The organism is Streptomyces sp. NBC_00370, from assembly GCF_036084755.1.
In the GTDB taxonomy this organism is placed as follows: Bacteria; Actinomycetota; Actinomycetes; order Streptomycetales; family Streptomycetaceae; genus Streptomyces.
On sequence record NZ_CP107968.1, the window covers coordinates 1,602,501 to 1,628,902 of the forward strand.

The following is a 26,402-nucleotide window of genomic DNA, read 5'->3' on the forward strand; positions in this document are numbered from 1 at the left end:
GTGTGTCCCGTCGTCGCGCTTGAGGCCACGGCCGACGCGCTCTCCGCGCTGCGTGAGGACGGCGAAGTGCGGACCGGGGACGCTCTCTTCGACTGGCAGTAAGGCCACCCGGCCTGGTGCCTGAAGCCCAGGCCCCCCGCATATCAATCGCGGTCGGCACGAGAGCCGCCCAACCGGAGACAGGTGCAATGGAGACAACGCTGCGAGGCGTCGGAGTCAGTCATGGTGTGGCGATCGGCGAGGTCCGGCATATGGGGACCGCCGTTCTCGAGCCGCCGGCCAAGCAGATTCCGGCCGAGGAAGCCGAGCGCGAGCAGGCGCGGGCCAAGCAGGCGGTCGACGCCGTGGCCGCCGATCTGATCGCCCGGGGCAATCTCGCGGGTGGTGAGGCGCAGGGGGTGCTCGAGGCGCAGGCGATGATGGCGCAGGACCCTGAGCTGATGGCCGACGTGGAGCGGCGTGTCACTGCCGGGAGCACGGCCGAGCGTGGCGTGTACGACGCGTTCGCCTCGTACCGGGAGCTGCTCGCGGGTGCCGGTGAGTATCTGGCGGGGCGGGTCGCCGACCTGGACGACGTGCGGAACCGTATCGTCGCCCGGCTGCTCGGCGTTCCGATGCCGGGGGTGCCGGACAGTGACGAGCCGTATGTGCTGATCGCGCGTGATCTGGCGCCTGCCGACACGGCGTTGCTCGATCCCTCGCTCGTTCTCGGCTTTGTCACCGAGGAGGGCGGGCCGACGAGTCACAGCGCGATTCTCGCGCGGGCGCTCGGGGTGCCGGCCGTGGTGGCGCTGGCGGGTGCCGGTGAGCTGGCCGAGGGGACGGTCGTCGCTGTTGACGGCAGCAGTGGTGAGGTGTTCGTCGAGCCGAGCGCCGAGAAGCGTGCCGGGCTTGAGCATGCGGCTGCCGAGCGTGCGTCCGCGCTTTCCGCTTCCACCGGTCCGGGGGCGACGTCCGACGGGCACAAGATGCCGCTGCTGGCCAATGTCGGCGGGCCCGCCGATGTGCCGGCCGCGCTGGAGGCGGGCGCCGAGGGTGTCGGGCTGTTCCGTACCGAGTTCCTTTTCCTCGACGACAGCAAGCAGGCTCCTTCGCAGGAGAAGCAGGTCGCGGCGTACCGCGCGGTGCTGGAGGCGTTTCCCGAGGGCCGGGTGGTCGTGCGGGTCCTGGACGCCGGGGCCGACAAGCCGCTGGACTTCCTGACGCCCGCCGACGAGCCCAATCCCGCTCTGGGTGTGCGGGGTCTGCGGACGCTGCTCGACCATCCCGACGTGCTGCGGGCGCAGTTGACCGCGCTGGCGACCGCCGTTGAGGGCCTGCCGGTGCACCTTGACGTGATGGCGCCGATGGTGGCGGACCGGGCTGACGCCAAGGCGTTCGCCGACGCTTGTCGTGAGGCCGGGCTGCACGCGAAGTTCGGTGCGATGGTGGAGATTCCGTCGGCCGCTCTGCGGTCACGTTCCATCCTTCAGGAGGTCGAGTTCCTTTCGCTGGGGACCAATGACCTCGCGCAGTACACGTTTGCCGCCGACCGTCAGGTGGGCGCCGTTTCGCGGTTGCAGGATCCCTGGCAGCCGGCGCTGCTGGATCTGGTCGCGCTGGCCGCCGACGGTGCCAGGGCCGAGGGCAAGAGCTGTGGGGTGTGCGGTGAGGCCGCCGCCGATCCGCTGCTCGCCTGTGTGCTCACCGGTCTTGGCGTGACCTCCTTGTCGATGGGTGCGGCGTCGATTCCGTATGTGCGGGCGACACTCGCGAAGTACACCCTGGCGCAGTGCGAGCGTGCTGCCTCCGCCGCGCGTGCCACGGACAGCGCCGACGACGCCCGGAGCGCGGCGCAGGCTGTGCTGTCCGGCGAATAGCGTTTGGTGGGCGGGTAGTTGACGTCTCGTTCGGGCAGGGGCCCTACGCCGAAGCTGGTGTGGGGCCCCTCCCCTGTGCCGGGCCGGTCAGTGGTGGAGTCCCGTGTCGTCCGCGCCCAGCTCGAATCCCGCGCGGTAGTCCACGCCTGATTCGGGCGAGAGCGGTTCTCCGGTGTCCGCGTCGGTGCAGTAGGCGTTGAAGACCTCGCCCGCGGTGAGCGGGACGAGCAGTCCCTGGGCGAGCCGCCAGCCGTAGAGCCGGTCGGGGGCTTCGGGGTCGGTCGTTCTGAGCACGACGCCGGCCGGGCTCTCCAGGGCGATGCCGGCGGCGAGGACGGTGACGAGTTCGGTGGCTTCCGTGGAGTCGGCCCTGACGGGTTCCGCCCCGGTCGGCCGGTGCAGATGGGCGGCGGCCAGCAGTTGTTCGCCGGATGCGGGGACGCTGCAGACGATGTGGTGGGTGCCGGGGCCGGCCTTTTCGAGCAGCCGTAGCAGCAGGTGCGAGGCGCGCTCGAAGGCGGCTGCGCCGATGTCCTGTCCGCAGTCGGCGCAGGCGCCGACGTCGGCGAGGAGCGTCGTCGCGTACTCCCAGGTGGCGCGGCGGACCGCCGTGTCGATGAGCAGCGGGACGAGGGTGTCGACGGGCTGGCCGCTGTAGGGAACGGCCGCGCCGGACGCGGCGGCTCTGGCGGTGAATTGGCCGCGTGCCGCGACGGTGTCGGGGTCGAGGCCGGTGTCTTCGCAGTATTCCGTGAACTCCTCGGGGTCGAAGAGGGCGACGGTGGTGTGTGCGCCTTGGGCGGAGCGGGATCTCAGCAGGGCGTCGAGCTGCCGTAGATAGATGTCGTGGTCGTCGAAGGTGAAGGTCGTGTACGGCCGCATCGCCGCGAAGTCGTGTGCGTCGGCCAGCAGGCCGATGACGCCGGCGACTTCGCGGCGCAGGTGCCGCCGGACGGTCCTGGCGGTCTGTGCGGTCCGTTCGCTGTGGTCGGTGTGCGCCATGTCTCCCCCTGAGCGCTGTCGATCAGTGCTCACTCACCGTAACCGTCGCCACTGACATCGGGCACGGACGGTCACCGGCGCACGGCGGCGGTCAGCGGCGGGTGGCCGCGATCCGCTCGTAGAAGCGCAGGAGTTCCACGTTGTCCACGGATCCCGCGTTGACGGCCTTGTCCAGTGCCGTGCCCTGGAGGAGCCGTTTGACGGGGACTTCGATGCGCTTGCCCGTGAGGGTGTGCGGGACGCCGGGGACCTCGATGATCTCGTCCGGGACATGGCGCGGGGAGAGCTGCTGACGGATCGTCTGTTTGATCCGGTTCCGCAGGTCGTCGTCGAGTACGGCGCCGTCGGCGAGGTGGACGAAGAGCGGCATCCAGTAGCCGCCGTCGGGCTCTTCGAGGCCGATGACGAGGGATTCGCGGATCTCCGGGAGCCGTTCGACGGCCTCGTAGATGTCGGCTGAGCCCATCCGGACACCCTGCCGGTTGAGGGTGGAGTCGGAGCGGCCGTGGATGACGACGGTGCCGCGGTCGGTGATGGTGATCCAGTCGCCGTGCCGCCAGACGCCGGGGAACATCTCGAAGTAGCTGTCGCGGTAGCGGCTTCCGTCGGGGTCGTTCCAGAAGCGGACCGGCATGGACGGCATGGGGTTGGTGACGACGAGCTCGCCGACCTCGTCGACGACGGGTTCGCCCTGGGCGTTCCAGGCCTGGAGGTCGGTGCCGAGCCCCGCTGCCTGGAGTTCGCCGATGTGGACGGGGAGGGTGGGTACGGCGCCGGCGAAGCAGCTGCAGACGTCGGTGCCGCCGCTGACGGAGGCGATCCAGAGGTCTTCGGCGATCTCGTCGTGGAGCCAGCGGAAGCCGTCGGGCGGCAGCGGGGATCCGGTGGTGGCGACGCACTGGACGCGGGAGAGGTCGTGGTCGCGGCCCGGGTGGATGCCCGCCTTGCGGGACGCCATGACGTAGGCGGCTGACGTGCCGTAGAGGGTGGTGCCGGTGCGTTCGGCGACGGCCCATTGCGCGTCGATGGCGGGGAAGCCGGGGCTGCCGTCGTACAGCACGATCGTGGTGCCGGTGAGCAGCCCGGCGACCAGGAAGTTCCACATCATCCAGCCGGTGGAGGTGTACCAGAAGAACCGGTCCTCGGGGCCGAGGTCGAGGTGGAGTCCGACCTGCTTGAAGTGCTCCAGCAGGATGCCGCCCTGGGACTGGACGATGGCCTTGGGCAGTCCTGTGGTGCCCGACGAGTAGAGCACCCACAGCGGGTGGTCGAAGGGGACCTGCTCGAAGACGGGGTCGGGCGCGGGTCCTGTGCCGGGGGCGACGAGGTCGGCCCAGTTGAGGGCGGCCTCGGGGGTGGGGGTGCCCAGCAGCGGGATGTGGACCACGGCCCGCAGGGTGGGCAGTTCGGCGCGGAGTTCGGCGACGGTCGCTGTGCGGTCGTGCTGCTTGCCGCCGTAGCGGTAGCCGTCCACGGTGAACAGCACGACGGGTTCGACCTGCTGGAAGCGGTCGAGGACGCTGCGGGCGCCGAAGTCGGGCGCGCAGGAGGTCCAGACGGCGCCGACGGCGGCGGTGGCGAGGAGCGCGGTGACGGCCTGCGGGATGTTGGGTACGTAGCCGCTGACGCGGTCGCCGGGCCGTACGCCGAGGTCGCGCAGGTGGGCGGCGAGCGCGCCGACCTGGCGGCGCAGCTCGGACCAGCTGACGGTGGTCTGTTCCTGTGTCTCGTCCACGTACAGCAGCGCGGAGTCGTCGGCGCGGGCCGGGTCTTCGGCGGTGCGCAGCGCGTGCTCGGCGTAGTTGAGGGTGGCGCCGGGGAACCACTGGGCGCCGGGCATGGCGCGTTCGCCGATGACCCGCTCGTAGGGGGTGCTGAAGCGGATGTCGAACCACTCGGCCACCGCCGCCCAGAACGTGTCGAGTTGGTCGACGGACCAGCGGTGCAGCGCGGCGTAGCCGCCGTCGGCGGGCGCGTCGTACCGTTCGGCGGCCCAGCTCTGGAAGCGGGTGACGGCGGCGGTCGCCACGCGTTCGGGGCCCGGCTGCCAGAGCGGTGCGGGGCTGTTCTGTGTGGTCATGGGGTGGCTCCCGGGGCTGGCACGACACGGCTGGTACGGACGATGCCATGTGATCGTCCCGCGCACCAGGCCGGTTCGGCGGCGGCGACGCGGCGGGTCGGCGGCCGGCCCGCCCTACGCCGGGCCTACGACGGGTGAACGGGAGTTGAACGCAGCACCTGCTGTGCCCGACAGGTGGCAGGCTGATCATCATGGACCGTCGTGAACTGGTGCGTTCGATGAAAGAGGCCGGCTCGATACAGGGGCTGCGCGGTGTTCCTTCGGCGTGGCGGCGGTGGCGTACCGATGCCGGGGAGCTGTCGGCGCGGGGTCCTGAGCGGGCCAGGGTGCCCGGTCCGGTGAGCGGCGCCGAGCCGCTGCCGGGCGGCGGGACCGTACGGTTCGCGCGCGCGGAGCTGCATGTGTGTGTCTCGCTGGGGGGCGCGGTGTTCTGGGCGTGGGACGGGGCGCGTCCGCTGCCGTCGTACGCGCTGGCGGGCGCGGCGCCCGAGCCTGATCCGCGGGCGGGCCTCGAACCGGACACGGACGGCGGCTGGCGGGTGGTGTCCGAGCGGGTGACGGTGGCGATCTCCCGGCACGGCGGTGTGGAGGTGCGTACGCCGGGGGGTGTCGTGCTGCGCCGGGAGCTGCCGCCGCGCTGGTGGGAGCCGGTGGCGGGCGGTCCGGCGCGCTGGGTGCAGCGTACGGAGGTGGCGGCGGACGCGCGGTTCTTCGGGCTGGGCGGGCGGGCTTCGGGGCCCCGGCTGCGCAGCGGCACGTACCGGCTGTGGAACACCGATCCGCGGGGCGGCGGGTTCGGGCGCGACGAGGATCCGCTGTATCTGACGATGCCGGTGCAGCTGGTGGTGGCGGACGGGGGGACGCATCTGGCGTTCCACGACAACTCGTGGGAGGGGCGGGTCACGCTCCGGGAAGGTGAGGAGGGCGCGGGTTCGGGCCATGACCGTCCGGGGACGAGTGAGCTGCGGATGGAGGGCGGCCCGCTGCGCTGCTGGGTGGTGACGGGTACGCCGGCGCGGGTGCTGCACGGCTGGGCGGCGCTGACCGGGGCGCCGACGCCGCCGCCGTCCTGGGCGCTGGGGCCGCAGCACGCCCGGTGGGGTTTCGGCAGCGAGCGGGAGGTGCGGCGGATCGTCGCCGGTTACCGGGAGCGGGGGCTGCCGCTGTCGGCCCTGCATCTGGATATCGACCACTACGACGCGCATCAGGTCTTCACGGTCGACCGTGAGCGGTTCCCCGATCTGCCGGGGCTGGCTTCGGAGTTGCGCGAGGACGGCGTACGGCTGGTGTCGATCGTCGATCCGGCGGTGAAGGCGGAGCCGGGTACCGAGGTCTACGACAGCGGCGCTGCCGCGGATGTCTTCGTACGGGACGCCCGGGGCCGGGAGGTGCACGGCCGGGTCTGGCCGGGCGAGTGTGCCTTCCCCGACTTCACGGCTCCGGCGGCGCGCGCCTGGTGGGGCGGGTGGTACGAGGAGCGGCTCGCGCAGGGGTTCGCCGGGTTCTGGCACGACATGAACGAACCGGTGTCGTTCGCCTCGTTCGGCGACCGGACGCTGCCGAGGTCGGCCAGGCACCGGCTGGAGGGCCGGGGCGGGGACCACCGCGAGGCGCACAATGTGTACGGTCTCGCGATGGCGCGTGCGGCGTTCGACGGGCTGCGCGGGCTGCGCCCCGACGAGCGGCCGTTTCTCTTCTCGCGCTCGGGCTGGGCGGGATTGCAGCGGTACGGCGGCAGTTGGTCGGGCGATGTGGCGACGAGCTGGCAGGGGCTGCGTGCCTCGCTGGCGCTGGTGCTGGGGCTCGGTCTGTGCGGGGTGCCGTACTCGGGCCCGGATGTGGGGGGTTTCGACGGGAGCCCGACTCCTGAGCTGTATCTGCGCTGGTTCCAACTCGGTTCGTATCTGCCGCTGTTCCGTACGCACGCGGCGATCGACGCGGGCCGCAGGGAGCCGTGGGAGTTCGGGCCCGAGGTGCTGGAGCACGCGCGGGCCGCGCTGGTCGAACGGGAGCGGCTGCGGCCGTACTTCGTGACGCTGGCGCAGTTGGCGAAGCTCACGGGGGCGCCGTACGCACGGCCGTTGTGGTGGGGTGCGCCGGAGGACCGGGCGCTGCGGGACTGCGAGGACGCGTTCCTGCTGGGGGATTCGCTGCTGGTCGCCCCGGTGCTGGAGCGGGGTTCGGACCGGCGGGCGGTGCGGCTGCCGAGGGGGCGGTGGTACGACACGGTCACCGAGGAGGCTTTCGAGGGGCCCGGGCAGGTGTTGCTGGACGCGCCGCTGTCGCGAACTCCCGTGCTGGCGCGGGCGGGCACGGTGCTTCCGGTGCGGGGCGCCGACGGCAGGCTGGAGTTGGAGGCGTGGGCGCCGTCGCCCGGCCGGACCGGCGGGGGTCTGGTGGTGCCGGACCCCGGGGACGGCTGGCTGCCGGCGGAGGTGGAGCGCTACACGTCGCGGTTGCGGGGCACCGAGGTGCGGGTGGAGCGGGTGACGGACGGCGGGCCTGTGGCCCCGCGGTGGCCGGTGCGGGTGCGGGGCGTGGCGCCGGGGGTGGCTCAGCCGTAGTTTCCGGCGAAGAAGGCCCGTACGGCTTCGGTGTGCAGCGGGAACGCCAACTCGACCGGTGCGTGCAGCAGATGCCAGCCTTCCGTCTCGTCGGTCGCGACGGAGGTCGGCAGTTGGGCGGCCGGGCGTACCGGGAGGAGCCCGAAGAGCAGCAGATGACCGTCCTGGGAGCTGAGCGCGTCGGCGAGGCGTACGTCGTCGCGTGCCGCCTCGATGCCGGTCTCCTCGCGCAGTTCGCGTACGACGGCGTGCCGCCAGTCCTCGTTGTCGTCGACGAAGCCGCCGGGCAGGGCGACCTGGCCGAGCTGGGGTTCGATGGTGCGGGTGATGACGACGAGCCCTGTGCCCTGTTCGTCCGTCGCGGGCACCAGGGCGATGGCGACCGGCAGCGGGTTGCGGTAGGCGGTGTCGCCGCAGGCGGCGCAGGTGCGGGGCCAGTTGGTCTGGTCGGCCCGGTAGGGCGTGCCGCAGCTGCCGCAGTGGGAGAAGCGCACCGGCTTCTCGGGGTGCTGGAGGCGGCCGTCGGGGTTCGCTGGGTCTTTCGTGGGCTCGGGCACGCGCGGACTGTACCGGACTGTGTTTCCCGTCGCGGGACTTGGCACTACCGTGCGGTTATGGCGGAGCAGACAGCAGAGCAGACGTTCGATTCGTACGAGGAGTTCTGGCCGTACTACGTGGCCATGCACTCCAAGGCGGCGACCCGTTGGGTCCATCTGACGGGCACCCTGACCGGACTCGCGGTCAGCGTCTACGGCCTGGCGCGTGGCCGGAAGCGGTACGCGGCGGCCCTGCCGCTGATCGGTTACGGGACGGCCTGGCCGGCGCACTTCCTGATCGAGAAGAACAACCCGGCGTCGTTCGGGCATCCGGCCTGGTCGCTGCGGGGCGATGTGGAGATGATCCGGATGATGCTCACCGGCAGGGACGGGGAGTTGGCCGAGACGGCGGCGAAGTGGCTGGCCGAGCACCCGCGTTGAGCCGGGCGCGCGCGGAGCCGGCAGGCGTTGGGCCGGGCGCGCGCGCAGGCCGGCGGACCGGCGAACGGCCCGTCCCCTGGCGATCGAGGGGCGGGCCGTGAGCCGTCTGAGGTGCCGGGCCGCCGGTCAGGTGGTGGGCGTGAGGGTGGCGGCGTGGTCGCGCTCGCGCGTCGCGAGGCTCATCGCGTGTTCGACGACGGCGATCAGTACTTCCTTCACCGACTCGCGTTCCCGCGCGTCGCACATCACCAGCGGCACCTCGGGGTCGAGGTCGAGCGCCGCCCGTACGGTCTCGCCCGGGAACCTGCTCGCGCCTTCGAAGCAGTTGACGGCGACGGTGAACGGGATGCCGCGCCGCTCGAAGTAGTCGACGGCGGCGAACGAGTCGGCGAGACGGCGGGTGTCGGCGAGTACGACGGCGCCCAGCGCGCCCTGGGCCAGTTCGTCCCAGAGGAACCAGAACCGGTCCTGGCCCGGCGTGCCGAAGACGTACAGCACCAGGTCGTCGCGGAGGGTGATGCGGCCGAAGTCCATGGCGACCGTGGTGGTCGTCTTCTTCTCGACCCCCTCGACGTCGTCCACGGGACGGCCGGCCTCGCTCAGCACCTCCTCGGTACGGAGCGGCTTGATCTCGCTGACCGCGCCGACCAGGGTGGTCTTGCCGACACCAAATCCGCCGGCGACGAGAATCTTCAGCGTCACCGGATCGGCGGGACGCTGCCTTCGGCTAGAGCGCCCGAAGACCATTGATCACCTCGCGGAGAATGCTCACGTCCGGCAGCTCGGCCGGCGGAACAGGACGGGTTACATGGACCAGTTCGTCATCGGCGAGGTCACCGACCAGCACCCGGACCACCCCGACGGGGAGGTCGAGGCCTGCGGCGAGTTCGGCGATGGACTGGGGTTGCTCGACACAGCGCTCGACGATCTCCACGTGTTCCGGGGAGAGCGTCTGGTCCCGGCGGGGATCCGATGCGCGGGGTTCGACGATGACGACCGCGATCAGGTCGAGCCGGTGACGGGTCGCGCTGCTGGTACGGCCGCGCGTCATCGCGTACGGCCGTACCACCGGTCCGGCTTCGCCGTCGAACCAGGCTTCGGGTTCCTGACCTGCGTCACTCATCTGTCGTCCCCACTCACCCTCCGGCGGGCAGACCGGAGCGGGGCGCCGTCGCCAGATGCGCCCCGACCCGCTTGACCATGAGCGTCATCTCGTAGGCGACCTGGCCGACGTCCGAGTCGGAGTCCGACAGGACGGCCAGACAGCTGCCGTCGCCCGCCGCTGTGACGAAGAGGAAGGCGTCGTCGAGTTCCACGACGGTCTGCCGGACCCGGCCGGCGTCGAAGTGCCGGCCGACGCCCTTGGCGAGGCTGTGGAACCCGGAGGCGACGGCGGCGAGATGCTCACCGTCCTCGCGGGTGAGGTCCTTGGACGTGCCGGTGGCGAGTCCGTCCCCGGAGAGCACGAGTGCTTTACGGATGCTGGCGACCCGCTCGACCAGCTCGTCCAGGAGCCAGTTGAGCTCTCCCACGGCGTTGGGGTCGGCGGAGTTGCGTGCTGCGGCGTTCGGTGCGGTCATCGACCGTCCCCCTCAGATGTCGTTCCTTGTGTCCCGGAGCCGGCGTTCTCCTCGGCGTCGTTCTGCCGACGGCCACGCTGCCAGCCGCGTTGGAGTGAAGCCATGCGGTCGCGGACCTCGTCCGCGTCCCGCTCCGTGTCCTGGTGGGCCTCGGCGCGGCGCGGTTCCGCGGCCCGCTCGGTCGCGGTGTCCCTCAGCTGGGGGGCGAGGCTGGCCTGCCTGACGCGGCGGGGCAGTCCTCCGAGGGCGGACTCGTTCTCTTCCTGTTCCTGGCCTGTCAGGCCGTCCTGTCCGGCCGGATCCTCGGCCGGTGTCCGGTCGGGCGCGGGGTGGGCCCGGCCCGTCGGTTCGTCCACGCGCCTGCCACGGTCGGCGACGAGCGTCGGGGGCCTGCGGCGGGGCAGCCGCAGCGGCGCTTCGGCACCGTCGGGAAGGGTGTCGGGGGCCTGCTGGTGCTGCTCGCCGGGCAGCCGGAGGTCGTCGCGGCCGGTGCGCTGCGCACGCTCGGTGTCCCTGCCCGCGTCGCGCAGATGTTCGCGTGCGCGGAAGATCCCCCCGCGCTCGCTGTCGAGGTCGTCCAGATCGGCGATGCCGTCACCTCCGCCACGTAGCGGTGTGTCGTCGCGGCCGAGCGCGCCGACCGGGGCTTCGAGTTCGACCGGGCCGTCGAGGACGGACGGGCCGTTGCCGAGCCCGGTGGGTATCTGCGCCAGCGCGGTGAGCCGGCCGCCGCCTTCGGCGCGCACCCGGTCACGCGGACTCTTGCGGTCCAGCCGGAAGCCGGTGCCCTCGGTCTCGGGCGCGTCGGTGAGGAGCGCGACCGGGAGGAAGACGACGGCGGTCGTGCCGCCGTACGGGGACGGCTGGAGCGAGACGCGGACGTTCTGCCGCTGGGCGAGCCGGCTGACCACGAACAGGCCGAGCCTGTCGGTGTCGGACAGCTCGAACTCCGGGGTCTCGGCGAGCCGCAGGTTGGCGTCGAGGAGGAGTTCGGGCGTCATGCCGAGACCGCGGTCGTGGATCTCCAGCGTGAAGCCGTTGGAGACGCGTTCGCCGTGCACCTGCACCCCGGTGTGCGGGGGCGAGAACACCGTGGCGTTCTCCAGGAGTTCGGCGATGAGGTGGGTGAGGTCGGCGACGGCGGGACCGCCGACGCCGATCCGCGGGAGCCGGCGGACCTCGATGCGCTCGTAGTCCTCGACCTCGGCGACCGCGGCGCGCACCACGTCCATGAGCTGGACGGGCTTGCGCCACTGCCGGGACGGAGCGGCGCCGGAGAGGATCACCAGGCCCTCGGCGTGCCTGCGCATACGGGTGGTGAGGTGGTCGAGGCGGAAGAGGTCCGCCAGTTCCTCGGTGTCCTCCGTACGGCGCTCCATGGTGTCGAGGAGCGTGAGCTGACGGTGCAGCAGGACCTGGTTGCGGCGGGCGAGGTTGACGAACACCTCGGAGACGCCGCGCCTGAGGTCGGCCTGTTTGACGGCGGCCTCGACCGCCGCGCGCTGCAGGGTGTTGAGCGCCTGGCCGACCTGGCCGACCTCGTCCTTCTCGTAGTCGAGCCGGGGGGCCTCGGTCTCCACGTCGACCTGTTCGCCCGCCGCGAGCCTGCGCATCACGCTGGGCAGGCGGACGCCGGAGACCTCGTGGGCCTCCTTGCGCAGTCCGGACAGGTCACGGATCAGTTCGCGGCCGAGCCGTACGGACACGATCACGGTGACGAGCAGGGCGATGAGGCCGAGGGCGGCGACGATGCCGACGCGTACGAAGACGTTCTGCCGTACGGGCTTCATGTGGCTGCGGTAGAGGGCGTCGGTCTGGGCGCTCTCGTTGCTGAGGTCCACCAGGACCGGTGTGGTCATCCGCATCCAGCCCTGGGCGTCCACCGTCTTGGGGTTCCTGGTGGCGCCGGCCGCGATGAGGCGGTCCTCGGTGTCGCGCAGGGTCAGGTTGGCGGGGCTGTTCCAGTACTGCTGGAGGGTGGCCCGGTCCGGGCCCGGCAGGTCGGCCAGATTCGTCTGGTAGAGCAGCGTCCGGTTGGCCACGAGGTCGGAGACCGTACGGATCTCTTCCTGGGTGATCTGTCCCGTGATCAGGGAGGAGACGACGAGCGCGTCCTCGCGGGAGAACATCTCCCTGGCCCGCTCAAGGCCGACCAGGGAGCGGCCCCAGTTGTCCTGGGCCACGTCCTCCTGGCCGAGCAGGTCGGAGAGGAAGTTGTGACCGGGGTCGACGGCCCTGTTGTAGAAGTCCAGGGCCTGCGCACGGGAGGCCGTGCCCTTGTCGACGGTGGCACGCAGCCGGGACAGACCGCCGAGCGAGTCGGTGAAGAGCGTGAGCTGTTGGGAGGTGCTGTTCTTCAACTGGCCGCGCACACCGGAGGATCCGGCGCCCTTGCGCACCCGGGTGATCGCGCGGTCGGTGTCGTCGCGCAGGGCCCGCAGTCGGCTGAGCGAGTCGGCGGCGCGCGGGTCGGCCAGATAGATGAGCGTCTGACGGCGCTCCTGCTGGAGCCGGGCGACGGCGTCCTCGACGGGGTGACCGACCTTGTTGACCGCGTTGTTGGCGTTCATCAGCTTGACCGCTTCACTACCGGTGAAGGTGGTGGACAGGCCCCAGAGCGCCACGAGCGAGATGAGCGGCACGAGCAACAGCGCCACGATCTTCCGGCGGATGGACTTCCCGCGAAAGCGCATGGCCTCCCCCAGATCGGGCCCCCCGCCGGGTGCGGGAGATACTCCGTCAACAAACGGCGCGAGCCTACTACTGACACACCTGCAACTCGAAGACACATCCGGATGTTTTTCAGCCACTCGGCGTTGTCTCGATCATGAGTTGTCCCGGTATCGGGAGAGATGATCCTTCCGGGCGATCGAGATAAGACCAGGCCGGACGGTGCTTTATCCGCTCAAACAAGTGGCTTGAATTATTCGCAACGCCACAGGCTGCGGGAATCTTCCAGTCGGGCCAATCGTCCTTATGTGCGGGGATCAGGGGGACGTTGGGCAACTGCGGGGCGGTTCGCGCATCACATTCGGCTCTCGGCCGGCGTGAAGCGACGGAAGCCGGGCAGTGAGTCCTGATGTCGGACGGTGTGGGGAGTGACGGGTCCATGGAGACGGAAGAGCGGCAAGGCATGGCATCGGCGCAGGGGTTCGCCGGGGTTTCCCGGCGGCTCTGGGTGGAGGAGCCCGCGGTGCGCTACCGCATGCCGGACGCGGTCAGAAAGGCCGCCGTACGCGCCGTGATCATCATGTCGGTGACACTGATCGAGGCCATGGTCGCCTTCCTCAGCACGCTCGCCGGCTCCTGGCTGGCGTTCCCCATGGTGATGAGCAGCGTCGCCTCGACCGTGGTGGCCACCTGGGCCGTGCTGGACGTGTGGGTGACCCGCCAGGTGTGGAACCAGCGCAACGGCGTGGTGTCGGTCCCCAGCAGTACGGCCCGGCAGATGCGCAAGGAGCGGCGCACGGCGCGCGGTGACGCCCGGCGGGCGGCGCGGGGCACGGGCCGGGGCGCGGGGAGCGACGCCGGCCGGATACCGGAGCGGGAGCACGGCGGCGTACGGGAGCGGGAACGCGACCGGGACCGCGACCGGGACCGGGAGCACGGCTCCCACCGGGTGTCCCAGGCCGCCTGATCGCCCGGTTCGTCGCCCGCTTCGCGTGACCTGCCACGCGTGATTCGGTCCGCGTGACCTCTCAGGCCGCCTGACCCGCTCCGTTCGAGGGCGCTGCTATGTGGCCACTTCCGAAGCCGCCGGGGCCGGCTGCTCCTGGGAGCGCTTGAACATCCGCGTGGCCGTGATCTCGCCGTGCACCGTCTCGGTGCCCGGGTCCTGTTGGGGCAGCCCGGGGCGCAAGTGCTCCTCCACACTGATGTACTTGAGCCCGGCGCGCAGATCCGCGTCGTTGCGCAGCCGGATCACCAGCGGGAACTCCGCGAGCGCTGTCGTGTCGAACAGCCCCGTCGTATAGAGCAGCTGGACGCCCAGGGCGTCCGACACCGCGCGCTGGAGCTCCAGCAGATAGGTCGCGTTGGCGCGGCCGATGGGATTGTCGAGGAAGAGCGTCCCCGCGTGGCGGTGCTTGTCGCGGCCCCGGTCGTTGCTCCGCAGGGCCGCCATCGTGCAGTAGAGGGCGATGGCGGCGGTGAGGAGCTGGCCGCCGGAGAAGACGTCCCCCATCTGACCGACCGGGACGCGCTCGGCGCGCAGCACCGCGTCCGGCTTGAGGATCTCGACGGCGACGCCCTTGGGCTGGAGCGCCGCCTGAACGCCCCGCAGCAGCAGGGACATCCCGTCCCTGCGCAGGTCGGAGTTCTTCTTCAGGGCGGCGTGGGTGGCTTCGTCGATGACCTCGCCCAGCCGCTCGGTGAGGGTCGTACGGTCCGGGTCCTCGAAGCGGATCCGCAGGAACTCCTGCCCCGACCACTCCCCCAACCCCTCGGGCAGCCGGGACAGCCGCTGGGCCGAGCGCAGTGTCGTCAGCGCGGACTCCACCAGCCCGCGCAGCCGGTCCACGATGGACTCCCTGTTGCGCTCCAGCTGCGCCAGCTCGTCCGTCAGCACCCGCAGCCGGGGCGCGAACGCCTGCGCCCAGCGCGCCGCGTGCTCGGGGAGCGCCGCCGCGGGCAGCTCGCGGATCTGCTGGCGGGCCGGGGTGCGGACCTGCTCGTAGCGGGTCGAGTTGGCGTGCCGTACGAGGATGTCACTGGCCTCACGCACCGCGGTCTCCGCCGCGGACAGTTCCGTGGCACAGGCCCGCAGCGAGCGGCGGGCCTCCGCTGCGGACTGCCGGGCCTCGTCCAGGCTGCCCGGGTACGGCTCGGGGGGTGCGGGCTGCTCGGCGCCCGGTTCGTCGTCGGCGGGGGCGCCGCGCAGCAGGTCCCGCAGGAGGGCCGCTGTCTCGTCGAACCCGCCCGCCGCGTTCTCCGCGGCGCGGTGGGCGTGGAGCAGTTCGTCGTGGGCGGCGCGCGCGGTCTCCAGGGCGTCGCTGCGCAGGGCCAGTTCGGCGGTGGCGGTGCGCAGCAGGCTCTGGGCCTGTTCGGCGTCGGCGGGGACCTGCTCCGGGGGCAGCTCGGTGTGGGCGCTGCCGTCGGCCGGGGCGAGGCGCTCGGCCTCGCCGCGCAGCCTGCCGAGCTGTTCGCTGGCGGCCGACGCGCGCGATTCGAGCATCTGGACCAGGGATTCGGCGCGGGCCGCGGCTGCCTGCCGGGACGGGCCGTCGGCGCCGTCGGTGGATTCGAGGAGCTGGGCCGCGCGGGTACGGACCTTGTTGCTGAGCCGGTCCAGCTCGGTGAGGGCCGCGCTCTCGTCGCTCTCGGCGCGCGCCTGTTCGGCACGCAGGTCGGCGCCGACGCCGACCTTCTCGTACAGCTGCGAGGCGGCGCGGTACGCCTCGCGCAGGGCGGGCAACGAGGCGCGCTTGATCCCGTCGGCGCCCTCCTCCGACTGGGGCAGGCTCTCCGGCGCGCCGGCGATCTCGGCCCGCTCGGCGCGCAGCGCCCTGGCCGTGCGGCGGGCGTCGTCGGCTGCGCGCTGGGCGGCCCTGCGGTCCTCGTCGGCGGCGCGCGCCCGGTCCAGGCAGGCGGCGGCGCGCGCTTCGCTCTCGGCCGCCTCGTCGACCATCTCCCGCAGTTTGGCCTGCCATTCGGCCCGCTCGCGCAGCCGGAAGGCGAGTCCTGACAGGGCGTCGGCGACCCGGCGGGCGCGCTGGGCGGCCTCCTGCCGGTCTTCGCGTACGCGCGAGGTGTCGGCGGCGGCCTCGTCGGCCTCGGCGCGCGCCGTGCGGGCCTCGGTGAGCACGGCCGCCGCGGTCTCGGCGCTCTCGGCGGCCGTACGGGCGGCGGCGCCGAGTTCGGTGAGCATGCCGGCCGGGCAGTCGGAGCGCCAGGCGCCGAGCCGGGCCGCGAGGGCGCGGTCGGCGGCGAGGCGCGCGGCGAGGGTCTTGATCTCCTCGTCCCGCTCGGCCGCGCGGGTACGCAGGGCCTGGCGCTCCTCGTCCGCCGCGTGCTCGTCATGCATGGCGGGGTTCGGCGGTACGAGGAAGACGCCGCTCTCCTCGCCGTCGGCGGGGGCCGGGACGGGGGCGAGCAGGGCGGCCGCCGTGCCGACGGCGACGGCCGAGCGGGGCAGCAGGGCGGCGCCGGTGAGGGCTTCGCGGGCGCGGCTGTGCGACGCGGGGTCGGTGATGACCACGCCGTCGACCAGCTCGGGCCGTGCGGCCAGGACGGCGGCGTGGTCGACGGGGTCGACGGCCTGGGCGAGATAGCGCCAGCCGGGGAGGGCGGGGATGCCGTGCTCGCCGAGGTATTCGACGGTGGCGAGGACGTCGGGACCCGGCGGCAGCAGCCCGCCGTCGCCGAGCGCGCCGAGGATGCGGGAGTCGTCGGCGGAGACCGTGCGCAGGTCGAACAGCTGCCGTTCGGCCGAAGCCACACCCTGGTCCAGCAGCTCGCGCAACTCGTCGGCGTACCGGTCGAGTTCTTCGGCGGTCAGCGGTCCAGCCCCGGCGCGTGGGGGTGCCGGCTTGCGGTCGGCCGCGCCGTTGCGCTGCGACGGCAGGCCCGGCTGCGGGGGGTTCGGCGGGAGACTGAGCAGGTCGGCGAGGCGCTCGTCCTCGGCGATGGACTCCGCCGCCCTGCGCTCCGCCTCGTACGCCTGCTCGGCGGCCTGCGCCGCGTCGGCCGCGCGGGCGGCGGCCAGTTCGGCGCGGGCTTCCGCGGCTGCCGCTTCCCTGGCCTGTTCGGCAGCGGTCGAAGCGGCCTCGCGGGCGCTGTCCCAGGCGGCGACGGCGGACTTCTCCGCGTCGCTGGCGGCGAGCGCCGCGCGCGCCGGGTCGGCGTCGGGGGCGGTGTCGTCCAGCCAGCCTGCCCGTACCGCCTCGGCCGTCTCCTGGCCGACCTCGGCGAGGCGCTGGCGCAGATGGCCTGCCTCGCTGCGGGCGCGCTGGGCTTCGGTGGCGGCGGACGTGGCGTCGCGGTGTGCGGCCTCGCCGGTCTCCTGGAGGACCGCGGAGCGTTCCTCTTCCTCGTTCGCGACGCGTTCGCCGTCCTCCGCCGCCGCGTGCAGCGCGCGGACCAGATCGGCCGCTGCGGTGGCCCGCGCGGCGAGTGCGGGCGCCGCGTCGCGCTCGGCCTCGCGGATCGCGACGGCGACCCGCGCCGAACGGTCGGCGGCGGCGCGGTGGCGCAGCACGTTCTCCGCCGCCTGCCAGGCCGAGTGGAGCGTACGGGCGTCGGTCAGCTCGCGCCGCTGGGCGGCGGCGCGCTTCTCGGCCACGGTGAGCGCGAGGGACGCATGCCGGTAGGCCAGTTCGGCGGCGATCAGGGAGCTGTGGGCGCGGCCCTGCTGGGCCTCGGTCACGGTGTGGGCCGCCGCTGTGACCCGCTGGGCCAGCTCCCCCGTACGGCCGCGCTCCTCGGTGGCGCGGGCGGCGATGCGGCGCACCAGCGTACGGGCCCTGCGCTCGGCGCCCGCGTGCACGTCACGGGCGTGGGACCTGGTCTCGGCCGCTTCGACGATACGGCCGAGCAGGTCGACGGAGCCCGCTGTGAAGTCGCGCTCGGCGGTCAGTTCGGCGCGCCGGCCGAGCTTGTTGCCGAAGCCTCCGACGAGGTCGGCGAGCCCGTCGGTGTCGCGGGTGTCGGTGACGGCGCGCAGCAGCAGGTCGGTGAAGTCGCTGTCCTTCTTGACGGCGAAGAGTCCGGCCGCCTCACCCTCGTCGGCGTTCATCTCCCGCTGGTAGCGGAAGAGTTCCGGGTCGAGGCCGAGGTCGCCGAGATGTTCGTTCCAGCGGTCGTGGATCTCTTCCCAGTGGATGTCGAGGTGCGGGTAGACCTTGCCCGCCTCGGTGATGGAGTCGCGGAAGCCCTTCATCGTGCGGCGCCTGCCGCGCGCTCCTGACGCGCCTTCGGGCGACCGGTGCACGGCGGACGATTCGGCGACGGGCAGCGAGTCGAGGCTCAGTCCGGGGCCGGGCCGGAAGGAGTACCAGGCCTCGGCGAACTTCCGCGGGTCGTTGGAGACCTGACGGCCGCGCCACTCGCTGGCCTTGCCGACCACGACGAGTTCGCCGGTGAGGGTGTGCTGCCACTCCAGCGCGACATGACCGCAGTCGTCGGCGAGGAGGAACTTGCGCAGCACCCCGGAGCTGGCGCCGCCGAGCGTGTTGCGGTGGCCCGGCAGCATCACCGAGAAGATCAGCTTGAGCAGGACGGACTTGCCGCCGCCGTTCTCCAGGAAGAGCACGCCCGCGGGGGCGGGTCTGCGGGGCGGCCCGACCGGTTCGTCCTCGAAGAACTCCGCCTGGGTGGGAGCGGGGTTGGGCACGGGCGCGCCCACCCCGCGCAGGTCGAGCACGGTGTCGGCGTAGCGCGCACCGGCAGGCCCGATGGAGTAGAGGCGGACCCGGGACAGCTCGTACATGGCGGACTCTCGTCGTGGGGAAGAGCGGCGGAAGGAAGGGCGGCAGCGGTGCGACCGGGGCCCGGAGCGGGGATCCGGGCCCGGGTCAGGAGTGGAACGGCAGTCCCGCGTCGGCGACCAGGTCGAGGTCGTCGTCGCCGGAGGGTGGCAGCAGAGTGGCGGACCCGTCGGTCACCGGCACGACGCCCAGATCGAGCAGTTCGGCCATGGCCGCGTGGCCCGCCATGTCGCGTACCTGGAGCTGGTAGCGGGCGGTGGTGCGGTACGAGCCGCCCGCGTCGTCGCCGGTGCGCTGGAGGAAGCCCGATTCGGTGAGGAAGGCGACCGCCTTGCCGACGATGCCGGTGGTCGAACCGGCGAGCCTGCGGGCGTCCTTCGTCGCGCCCGTGGCACTGCGCCGGGTGTAGATGCGCCAGGACGCCTCAAGACCGGGGGTGTCGGTCTGCGGGTCGGTGTTCTCGCCCTGCTCCTCGGCCCGTTCCTCCAGACGGCGGCAGGCCTGCCGGACGAACGCGTCGACCCCGTTGACGGTGATCCGGCCGATGTAGCCGTCGTCGGCGAGGTCTTCCGGGCGGGGGAAGGCCATGGCGGCGACGGCGAGATGGGCCAGGCCGTGCAGGAACCGGTCGGCGGAGTCGGTGGAGGCGCGGCGGGCGTAGTCGCCCATACGGACGGCGAAGACGGAGTCCTCGCCCGCGGTCACGGCCATCCCGGCACGCGGGGAGACCTCCAGGACGACGAGGCCGAATCCGGTGGCGACAGCGTCGGCGATCCGGGCGAAGGCGGGGTCTTCGCGGTAGCGGCGCAGCAGTTCGGTGTATTCGGCGTCGCGGGCCGGCAGCAGTTTGGGCTGCAGGCCGAAGGAGACGAGCCGCGCGGCGTCGGCCGTGTCGGCGGGCGTGACGGCGGCGCTCACGGCCGGGGCCGCCGCGGCGTCGGAGCTGTCGCCGCCGGGGACGCCCCATGCCGCCGCGTGCTCTGTGTGGTGCTCGCTCACGGGCGTTGCTCCTTACGGCCTGGGGTGGCGGACGGTGCGATGGCGGACAGTGCGATGGCGGACGGTGCGGGGAAAGGTGGGACCGACGGGCGGTTGGTGGTCATGCCGCGTCCGTACGGTCCGCGGCCATGCCGGCCGCGTCGAGGAGCGCCGTGCCCACTATCAGGTCGGCGCCGCCGAACTCGGGGTCGTCCAGCGGGGTGCCGTCGTCGACGGCGAACAACAGCCGCTTCTCGCCCTGCCGGTAGGCGGTGCCGACAGGCGGGCTCGCCGCGTGGACGGCGAGCAGCGCCACCAGATACGGCAGGTCGGGGTCGTGTCTGCGGGCCTCGGCGAGCAGCCCGGACAGCCGTCGTGGCGCGTCGTGTTCGAGATCGAGCAGTTCCATCGCGTGCGCCAGCTGCTCCTCGCTGAAGCGGCTGTCGTCCGGGGTGGCGATGAGATCGGGTTCGGGCATCTCGGCGCCGAGGTGTTCGCGCTCAAGCGGCGGGGTGAGCAGGATGTCGATCAGGTCGCCGACGCGCACGGACGTGGGCGTACGCAGTCCGGTGCCACGGGCGAAGAACGCGTCGGTGACTCTCGTCGCCTGTTCGACGGGGAGCGGCAGCAGCGGGGCGAGCAACTGCCCGTACAGATCGAGGCCGGTACGGGCGCTCGGCCCGGCGAAGGACTGCCGGTCCTGCTCGGCGCGGAACAGCGGACCGGCCTCCAGCAGCCGGGACTGGAGCTGGGTGTGCCGGCGGATGCAGTCCTTGACGATGTCGACCAGCTCGGCGGCGCGCCGCTTGTGCTCGGCCGTCTTGGGGTCGGCGCCGGTCTCGGCCTCGTCGCGCGCCTTGCGGATGTTGTTCAGGATCGCGTTCTCGTGGCGGTACCGGTCGGCGACATGGTCCAGGGCTTCGTCGATCATGTCCGGGACGGCGTTGAGCCAGTCGACCGCGCGGACGTTGCGGCGGGTCGCGTCGAGCGTCCTGCGCAGCGTCTCCGCGTACTGGACGGTGCGGTACCTGGCCTGTTCCGCGGCGAGTTGCGCGTCGGCGAGACGGCCCCGGTTGATCAGCACCTCCAGCTTGACCTCGGCGGCGATCTGCGCGCTCGTGACGTCCGTGTCGAGGGCGCCGACCAGCACGTTGACCGCTTCGTCGGTGGTGCGCAGATAGACGCTGCCGCCGTCGCCCGGCACTTCCTCGATGAGTTTGAAGTCGTAGTCCCTGCGGGTGTAGACGCCGTCCGTGCCGAACGTGCCGTAGACCGCGCGGAAGCCCCGGTCGACGCTGCCCACGTTGATGAGATTCTCCAGCACCCAGCGGGCCACCCGCTCATGCTCGGCCTGCGGGCGCCGGGGTGCCTGGGCCGCCACGCGCGGCAGCAGTCTGGCCACTATCTGCTCATGGTCCGCGCCGGTGTCGAAGTCCATGTTGAGCGTGACCAGATCGATGGCGGAGAGGGCGACCTCGGCCATCGCGTAGATGGAGTACTCACCGGCCAGATTGGCCTTGCGGGTGTCCAGGTCGTGCAGCGGGGCTGTGCAGGCGAGCGCGCGCAGCCGCCGCGCGAGCCCTTCGTCGGCGGCCGGGCCCTGTGCGGGCCGCGGCCCCGCGCTGAGCTGGGGCGGAACGGGTTCCGTCGAGGCAGGCGAAGTCACGCTGAACAGATTAGGTCCTCGCACTGACAACGGTCGAAACGGCGCAGAAGCGACCGGAGTCGGCGACGCGCCGCAGCGGGGAGGCCACGAGGTGGCGGGCGAACCGCCGTACGACCGGCGCACCGCGCGTCAGTTCGCCCGTTTCGCCGTGCCGGCGCGGCCGAGCGGTGCGCTGTCGTCTGGGATCGTTCCTGGGATCGTTCAACGAACCTCTCATGTGTGCCTGTCGGAAGGTGACTCCATGTCCTGGGCGTCCATCGATCTCAACGCCGACCTCGGCGAGGGCTTCGGCCGCTGGAAGCTGACCGAGGACGAGGCGCTGCTCTCCGTGGTCACCAGCGCCAATGTGGCGTGCGGCTTCCACGCGGGCGACCCGGCCACCATGCGACGCGTCTGTTCCTGGGCCGCCGAGCGGGGCGTACGGATCGGCGCCCAGGTCTCGTACCGCGATCTCGCCGGATTCGGCCGGCGCTCCATGGACGTGCCGCCGGACGAGCTGGCCGCCGAGGTCGCCTACCAGATCGGCGCGCTGGAGGTGTTCGCCAAGGCGGGGGGCGCCGGCGTCGGTTACGTCAAGCCGCACGGCGCGCTCTACAACCGCGCGATGCACGACGAGGAGCAGGCCGAGGCGGTCGTCGCCGGTGTGCTGCTGGCCGGCGGGCGGCTGCCGGTGCTCGGCCTGCCCGGCTCGGTGCTGCACGCGAAGGCGGCGGCGGCCGGACTGCCGGTCGTGGCCGAGGCGTTCGCCGACCGCGCGTACACCGCCGGGGGGACGCTGGTGCCGCGCCGCCAGGACGGGGCCGTGATCACCGACCCGGCCGCAGTCGTCGCGCGGGCCGTACGGATGGCGGCGGACGGCGAGGTCACCTCGCTCGACGGGCACACGGTCGCCGTGTCCGCGCGCTCGCTGTGCCTGCACGGCGACACGCACGGCGCCGTCGAACTCGCCCGCCGGGTACGCGCCGAACTTGAGGCGTCCGGCGTCCGGGTGGAGGCCTTCGTATGAGGGCCCTCCCCTTCGGCGACCACGCGCTGCTGGTGGAGCTGGCCGACGGTGCGCAGACGGCCGCGCTCCATGCCGAGCTGCTGCGGCGCAGGGACGACGGAACGCTGCCGGAGGTACGGGAGATCGTCCCGGCCGCCCGCACCGTACTGCTCGACGGCGTCGCCGATCCGGCGGCGCTGGGCGCGCTGTTGACCCGCTGGGAACTGCCGCCCGTCGACCCGCACGCCGGACCCGCCGTCGAGCTGCCCGTCCGCTACGACGGTCCCGACCTGGCGGACGTCGCCGCGCTGTGGGGTGTCGCGCCGCAGGAGGTCGTACGGATCCATACGGCGGCCGAATTCCGCGTCGCCTTCTGCGGGTTCGCGCCCGGCTTCGGTTATCTCACCGGTCTGCCGGAGGGCCGCGCCGTACCGCGCAGGGCCACGCCGCGCACCTCGGTGCCGGCGGGCTCGGTGGGCCTCGCGGGCCCGTACACCGGGGTGTATCCGCGCTCGTCCCCCGGGGGTTGGCAGCTGATCGGCACGACGGACGCCGTCCTCTGGGACGCGGACCGTGAGCCGGCCGCGCTGCTGATGCCCGGCACCCGGGTGCGGTTCGTGGCGGCCGGCCGATGACCGGCGGCGCGACGGCCGGTCGCGATCGGACCGACGGCAGTCTGACCGTCGTACGGGCCGGGGCGCTGACCACCGTGCAGGATCTGGGCCGCCCCGGATACGCCCAGCTCGGAGTGGCACATTCCGGGGCGCTCGACCTGCCCGCCCTGCGGCTCGTCAACCGGCTGGTGGGGAACGACCCGAACGCGGCGGTCCTGGAGACGACCGTCACCGGATGCGCGGTACGGCCGGACCGTCCCGTCACCGTGGCGGTCGGCGGTGCGCCGTGCCCGGTCACCGTGGACGGCCGTCCGGTCGCCTGGGGTACGGCGGTACGGGTCGCGGCGGGCGCCCTGCTGGACGTCGGACCCGCCGTGTCCGGGGTACGCGGTTACGTGGCGTTCGGCGGCGGGATCGCCGTGGCGCCCGTGCTCGGCAGCCGCTCGACCGACCTGCTGTCCGGCCTCGGCCCCGCGCCGGCCGAGGCGGGCGCCGTGCTGCCGCTCGGCCCGGTGCGCCGCCCGGCGCCGCCGGTCGACGCGGCGCCCTGGCCGGCCCCGCCCGCCGAGTTGGTGCTGCGGGTCGGACTCGGACCGCGCGACGACTGGTTCACCGAGGGCGCGCTGCGCACGCTCGCGACCCACGTGTACCGCGTGTCCCCGGCCAGCAACCGCATCGGGCTGCGCACCCTGGGCCCTTCGCTGGAGCGCGCCGTGCACGACGAGCTGCCGAGCGAGGGCATGGTGACCGGCGCCGTACAAGTACCGCCCGACGGCTGTCCGCTGGTGTTCCTCGCCGACCGGCCGACCACCGGCGGCTATCCGGTGATCGCCGTCGTCAGGGCGGCGGACCTGGCGGGTGCGGCACAGGCCGTGCCGGGGACGCCCGTACGGTTCGTGCCGGTGGGGCGCTGAACGGCCGGCAGGGGCGTCAGGGCGGCCAGCGCGCGGGAGAGCGCCAGTTCGGCGCGCCGGTCGAGCCGGGCGCCGGTGCCGCGCGCCCGGTGCCGCACCTCGTCGGCGGCGAGCCGCAGCAGGTCCGGCAGCAGGTCCCGGCACCGGCGTACCACCCAGCCGGTGCCTGCCGTGGCGAGCCAGCGCCAGGCGGCGAGCCGGCTCGGCGGCGGCCGGTCGGTCGTGAGGGCGGGCGGCGCCCCGAGGACGAACCCCCGCCACCGCACAGCAGCGCCGCCCAGCCCCGTCCGCGGCCGTCCGCCAGGGGGTCGCCGACGCCCGAGGTCAGTGAGTCTCCGAGCGCGGCGAACCGTACGGCGCGCGGGGGCCCCGCCGTTGAGGCCGGTGTGGTCATCGTGGTGCCCCGTCCGGGCGGCGTACGGCGCGTACAGCCGGGGCGGTCGGCTCCGGCGGCGCGACGGGCTCCGGTGCGCGCAGCGGCGCCGTGTCGTGGGCGGCGAGGAAGGCGTTGACCGCGTTGCTCCAGCTGAACAGCTCCGCGCGGGTCCTGGCCGCCTCCCGGCGCGCCCGCTCCGGCCGCTCCAGCAGGTCCTGTACGGCGTCGGCGAACGCGGCGCCCTGGTCGGCCGCCGCGAGGCCCGCGTCCCCGATGACCTCGGGCAGCGCCGACGAAGCGCTCGCGACCACCGGCGTGCCGGAGGCCAGCGCCTCCAGGGCCGACAGCCCGAAGGTCTCGGCGGGGCCAGGCGCCAGACAGATGTCGGCCGACGCCTGGAGGTCGGCCATCGATTCGCGGTCCCCGACGTGGCCGAGGAACAGCGCGGGCAGCCGCTGCGCCCGCGCCCTGCGGACGAGTCCCGGCCGCAGCGGTCCGTCGCCCGCGACGACCAGCACCGCGCTCACCCCACGGGCGCGCAGTTCGGCGAGCGCGTCGAGGGCCGTGCCCGGCCGCTTCTCCACCGAGAGCCGGGAGCCGAGCAGCAGGAGCACATCGGCGCCCCGCGCGTACCTCTCGCGCAGCGCGGTGCTGCGCCGGTCCGGCCGGCAGCGGACCAGGTCGACGCCGAGCGGCGCGCGGACCACGTTGCGGGCGCCGATCCGCAGGAACTCCCGCTCGGACCACTCGGTGGTGCACACGATCCGCGAATACGCCCAGGCGCTGCGCGCGTTGATCCGGTCGGCCGTGCGGCCCGCCGCCGCCCCCGGTACTCCCCAGGTGCGCAGGACGCCGTCGGCGGTCTCGTGGGAGACCATGACGGACGGGACGCGGTGCCGGCGTGCCCACTCCCCCGTCCAGCGCAAGGTGGTCCTGTCGGACACTTCGAGCCGGTCGGGCGCGAGTGATTCGAGCAGGTCGCGCACGCCGCGCCGGGCGGTCAGCACCCGGTAGCCGCCGGTGCCCGGCAGTACCGGGCCCGGGACGGTGATCACGCGCCCCTGCACGGTGTTCCGGTCGGAGGCGCGCTCGCCGGGGACGATCAGGACGGGTTCGTGACCGGCGGCGAGATAGCCGCTGCCGAGTTCCTGGAGGGCGGTGCGCAGCCCTCCGGAGGAGGGGGTGACGAAGTTCGCCATGCGTACGATCCGTAGCGCGTTCACGCGACCACCGCCGTGCGGGCGCCGACCACGGCGCCGTAGTGGTCGATGAGCTGGTCCCCGACCGCCGCCCAGGTCCTGCTCTCGACCGTGGCGCGGCCCGCGGCGCCGAAGGCGGCGCGCAGCGCGGGGGCGTGGGCGAGGTCGCGTACCGCCTGGGTGACGGCGTCGGCGTCCTGCGGTGTGACCAGCAGTCCGGTACGGCCGTGGTCGACGAGGTCGAGGGGGCCGCCGGCGGCTGGGGCGATCACCGGCACCCCGCTCGCCATGGCCTCCTGCACGGTCTGGCAGAAGGTCTCGAAGGGGCCGGTGTGCGCGAAGACGTCGAAGGAGGCGAAGACCCGGGCCAGTTCGTCCCCCGTGGTGCGGCCGAGGAACAGGGCCCGTGGCAGCACCCCGCGCAGCGCGGTCTCGCTGGGGCCGTCCCCGACGATCACCACCCGTACGCCGGGCAGTGCGCTGACTCCGGCGAGGAGTTCGACCTGCTTCTCGGGGGCGAGACGGCCGACGTAGCCGACGATCAGCTCGCCGTTCGGGGCGAAGCGCCGGCGCAGTGCCACGTCCCGCAGCTCCGGCCGGAACCGTACGGCGTCCACGCCGCGCCGCCAGAGCCGTACGCGCGGGACGCCGTGCTCGGTGAGGTCACGGACGGCGGCGCTGGACGGGGCGAGCGTGAGGTCGGCGGCGCAGTGGACGGCGCGCAGCCGGCGCCAGGCCGCCGCCTCGCCGGCGCCGACGTAGGTACGGGCGTAACCCGCGAGGTCGGTCTGGTAGACGGCGACGGCGGGCAGGCGCAGCCGGGTGGCCGCTGTCATGCCGCGGGCGCCGAGGATGAAGGGGCTCGCCAGGTGGACGAGGTCGGCGCGGTGGGCGGCAATGGTCGCCGCCACCCGCCTGCTGGGGAGAGCCACCCGCACCTGCGGGTAGCCGGGGAGGGGGACGGAGGGCACACGCACCACGGGGCACGGTGCGTCGAACGCCCCGGCGCCGGCCACGGCGGGGGCGATGACGAGCGGATCGTGGCCGCGTGCGGCGAGGTGCCGCGCGGTCTGCAGGGCGCAGTGGGCTACGCCGTTGACATCTGGCGGGAAGGACTCGGTGACGATGACGACACGCATACCCGTGTTGTCGTCTCACGGGACGTGTCCCTGCCAACGTGGATCT

At 73.1% G+C, this 26,402-nt stretch carries 21 protein-coding genes (1 of these 21 only partly in view); 8 read left to right on the top strand and 13 right to left on the bottom strand.

Annotation, left to right across the window (positions count from 1 at the left end):
- Both OHS57_RS06710 and ptsP read left to right on the top strand, forming a co-directional pair.
- Positions 1–102, top strand: partial view of a PTS sugar transporter subunit IIA gene (locus OHS57_RS06710; RefSeq protein WP_041991793.1) — the final stretch only. It extends 348 nt beyond the left edge of the window; the window shows 102 of its 450 coding nt (coding positions 349–450); its start codon lies beyond the left edge, outside the window; its stop codon occupies positions 100–102.
- A gap of 86 nt (positions 103–188) precedes the next feature.
- A complete protein-coding gene (gene ptsP / locus OHS57_RS06715) occupies positions 189–1,859 on the top strand; it encodes a phosphoenolpyruvate--protein phosphotransferase (RefSeq protein WP_328585010.1) in 1,671 nt (556 codons plus the stop codon).
- A gap of 87 nt (positions 1,860–1,946) precedes the next feature.
- Here the strand turns inward: ptsP and OHS57_RS06720 are convergent, their stop codons facing one another.
- Both OHS57_RS06720 and OHS57_RS06725 read right to left on the bottom strand, forming a co-directional pair.
- Positions 1,947–2,861, bottom strand: a complete 915-nt coding sequence (locus OHS57_RS06720; RefSeq protein WP_328581360.1) for a hypothetical protein — start codon at positions 2,859–2,861, stop codon at positions 1,947–1,949.
- Positions 2,862–2,952: 91 nt separating this feature from the next.
- Positions 2,953–4,941, bottom strand: coding sequence for an acetoacetate--CoA ligase (locus OHS57_RS06725; RefSeq protein WP_328581361.1), 1,989 nt, complete (start codon positions 4,939–4,941; stop codon positions 2,953–2,955).
- A 191-nt stretch (positions 4,942–5,132) separates the two neighbouring features.
- On the opposite strand from OHS57_RS06725, the gene OHS57_RS06730 reads away from it, so the two are divergent.
- Positions 5,133–7,505: a glycoside hydrolase family 31 protein gene (locus OHS57_RS06730; RefSeq protein WP_328581362.1), complete on the top strand. Its 2,373-nt coding sequence runs from the start codon at positions 5,133–5,135 to the stop codon at positions 7,503–7,505.
- Here the strand turns inward: OHS57_RS06730 and OHS57_RS06735 are convergent.
- Positions 7,496–7,999 carry an NUDIX domain-containing protein gene (locus tag OHS57_RS06735; RefSeq protein WP_328585011.1) on the bottom strand — a complete coding sequence of 168 codons (504 nt, stop codon included), beginning with the start codon at positions 7,997–7,999 and terminating at the stop codon, positions 7,496–7,498. The genes OHS57_RS06730 and OHS57_RS06735 overlap by 10 nt on opposite strands.
- 120 nt (positions 8,000–8,119) lie before the next feature.
- Between OHS57_RS06735 and OHS57_RS06740 the strand changes: the two genes are divergently transcribed.
- Positions 8,120–8,482: a DUF962 domain-containing protein gene (locus OHS57_RS06740; RefSeq protein WP_041991783.1), complete on the top strand. Its 363-nt coding sequence runs from the start codon at positions 8,120–8,122 to the stop codon at positions 8,480–8,482.
- Between the two features lie 126 nt (positions 8,483–8,608).
- On the opposite strand, the gene OHS57_RS06745 is transcribed toward OHS57_RS06740, so the two are convergent.
- From OHS57_RS06745 to OHS57_RS06760, 4 genes are read right to left on the bottom strand one after another with little or no spacing between them, the layout of a single operon-like run.
- On the bottom strand, positions 8,609–9,229 hold the full coding sequence (locus OHS57_RS06745) for a GTP-binding protein (protein WP_041991781.1): 621 nt from the start codon (positions 9,227–9,229) through the stop codon (positions 8,609–8,611).
- Complete coding sequence (locus OHS57_RS06750) at positions 9,210–9,605, bottom strand: DUF742 domain-containing protein (protein WP_041991779.1); 396 nt, start codon at positions 9,603–9,605, stop codon at positions 9,210–9,212. Before OHS57_RS06750 ends, OHS57_RS06745 begins: the two co-directional genes overlap by 20 nt.
- A 13-nt stretch (positions 9,606–9,618) precedes the next feature.
- Positions 9,619–10,062, bottom strand: coding sequence for a roadblock/LC7 domain-containing protein (locus OHS57_RS06755; RefSeq protein WP_041991777.1), 444 nt, complete (start codon positions 10,060–10,062; stop codon positions 9,619–9,621).
- Entirely contained in the window at positions 10,059–12,755 is a 2,697-nt protein-coding gene (locus tag OHS57_RS06760; RefSeq protein WP_328581363.1) for a sensor histidine kinase, read from the bottom strand. The genes OHS57_RS06755 and OHS57_RS06760 overlap by 4 nt, the downstream gene beginning before the upstream one ends.
- A 440-nt stretch (positions 12,756–13,195) precedes the next feature.
- Between OHS57_RS06760 and OHS57_RS06765 the strand changes: the two genes are divergently transcribed.
- The gene (locus OHS57_RS06765; RefSeq protein ID WP_443043059.1) at positions 13,196–13,699 is read left to right on the top strand and encodes a hypothetical protein; all 504 of its coding nucleotides are present in this window, start codon (positions 13,196–13,198) and stop codon (positions 13,697–13,699) included.
- Between the two features lie 96 nt (positions 13,700–13,795).
- Here OHS57_RS06765 and OHS57_RS06770 read toward each other — a convergent pair whose 3' ends face one another.
- The 3 genes from OHS57_RS06770 to OHS57_RS06780 all read right to left on the bottom strand — a co-directional run bounded on the left by OHS57_RS06770 (position 13,796) and on the right by OHS57_RS06780 (position 21,129).
- On the bottom strand, positions 13,796–18,487 hold the full coding sequence (locus tag OHS57_RS06770) for a hypothetical protein (protein WP_328581365.1): 4,692 nt from the start codon (positions 18,485–18,487) through the stop codon (positions 13,796–13,798).
- Positions 18,488–18,572: 85 nt separating this feature from the next.
- Positions 18,573–19,484 (bottom strand): hypothetical protein, encoded by a 912-nt coding sequence (locus OHS57_RS06775; protein WP_041991769.1) that lies wholly within the window; start codon positions 19,482–19,484, stop codon positions 18,573–18,575.
- Positions 19,485–19,584: 100 nt separating this feature from the next.
- A complete protein-coding gene (locus OHS57_RS06780; RefSeq protein ID WP_041991767.1) occupies positions 19,585–21,129 on the bottom strand; it encodes a hypothetical protein in 1,545 nt (514 codons plus the stop codon).
- 241 nt (positions 21,130–21,370) lie between these two features.
- On the opposite strand from OHS57_RS06780, the gene OHS57_RS06785 reads away from it, so the two are divergent.
- Genes OHS57_RS06785 through OHS57_RS06795 form a run of 3 tightly spaced genes read left to right on the top strand, consistent with a single transcriptional unit; the run spans position 21,371 to position 23,642 of the window.
- The gene (locus OHS57_RS06785) at positions 21,371–22,135 is read left to right on the top strand and encodes a LamB/YcsF family protein (protein WP_328581366.1); all 765 of its coding nucleotides are present in this window, start codon (positions 21,371–21,373) and stop codon (positions 22,133–22,135) included.
- Positions 22,132–22,749: a 5-oxoprolinase subunit PxpB gene (pxpB, locus tag OHS57_RS06790; RefSeq protein ID WP_328581367.1), complete on the top strand. Its 618-nt coding sequence runs from the start codon at positions 22,132–22,134 to the stop codon at positions 22,747–22,749. The genes OHS57_RS06785 and pxpB overlap by 4 nt, the downstream gene beginning before the upstream one ends.
- Positions 22,746–23,642: a biotin-dependent carboxyltransferase family protein gene (locus OHS57_RS06795; RefSeq protein ID WP_328581368.1), complete on the top strand. Its 897-nt coding sequence runs from the start codon at positions 22,746–22,748 to the stop codon at positions 23,640–23,642. The genes pxpB and OHS57_RS06795 overlap by 4 nt, the downstream gene beginning before the upstream one ends.
- Here OHS57_RS06795 and OHS57_RS06800 read toward each other — a convergent pair.
- The 3 genes from OHS57_RS06800 to OHS57_RS06810 all read right to left on the bottom strand — a co-directional run bounded on the left by OHS57_RS06800 (position 23,546) and on the right by OHS57_RS06810 (position 26,356).
- On the bottom strand, positions 23,546–23,908 hold the full coding sequence (locus OHS57_RS06800) for a hypothetical protein (RefSeq protein ID WP_443042846.1): 363 nt from the start codon (positions 23,906–23,908) through the stop codon (positions 23,546–23,548). The two genes, OHS57_RS06795 and OHS57_RS06800, sit on opposite strands and share 97 nt — an antisense overlap.
- Before the next feature lie 124 nt (positions 23,909–24,032).
- Entirely contained in the window at positions 24,033–25,217 is a 1,185-nt protein-coding gene (locus OHS57_RS06805) for a glycosyltransferase (protein WP_328581369.1), read from the bottom strand.
- Between the two features lie 20 nt (positions 25,218–25,237).
- On the bottom strand, positions 25,238–26,356 hold the full coding sequence (locus tag OHS57_RS06810) for a glycosyltransferase family 4 protein (protein ID WP_328581370.1): 1,119 nt from the start codon (positions 26,354–26,356) through the stop codon (positions 25,238–25,240).
- Positions 26,357–26,402: the final 46 nt, after the last annotated feature.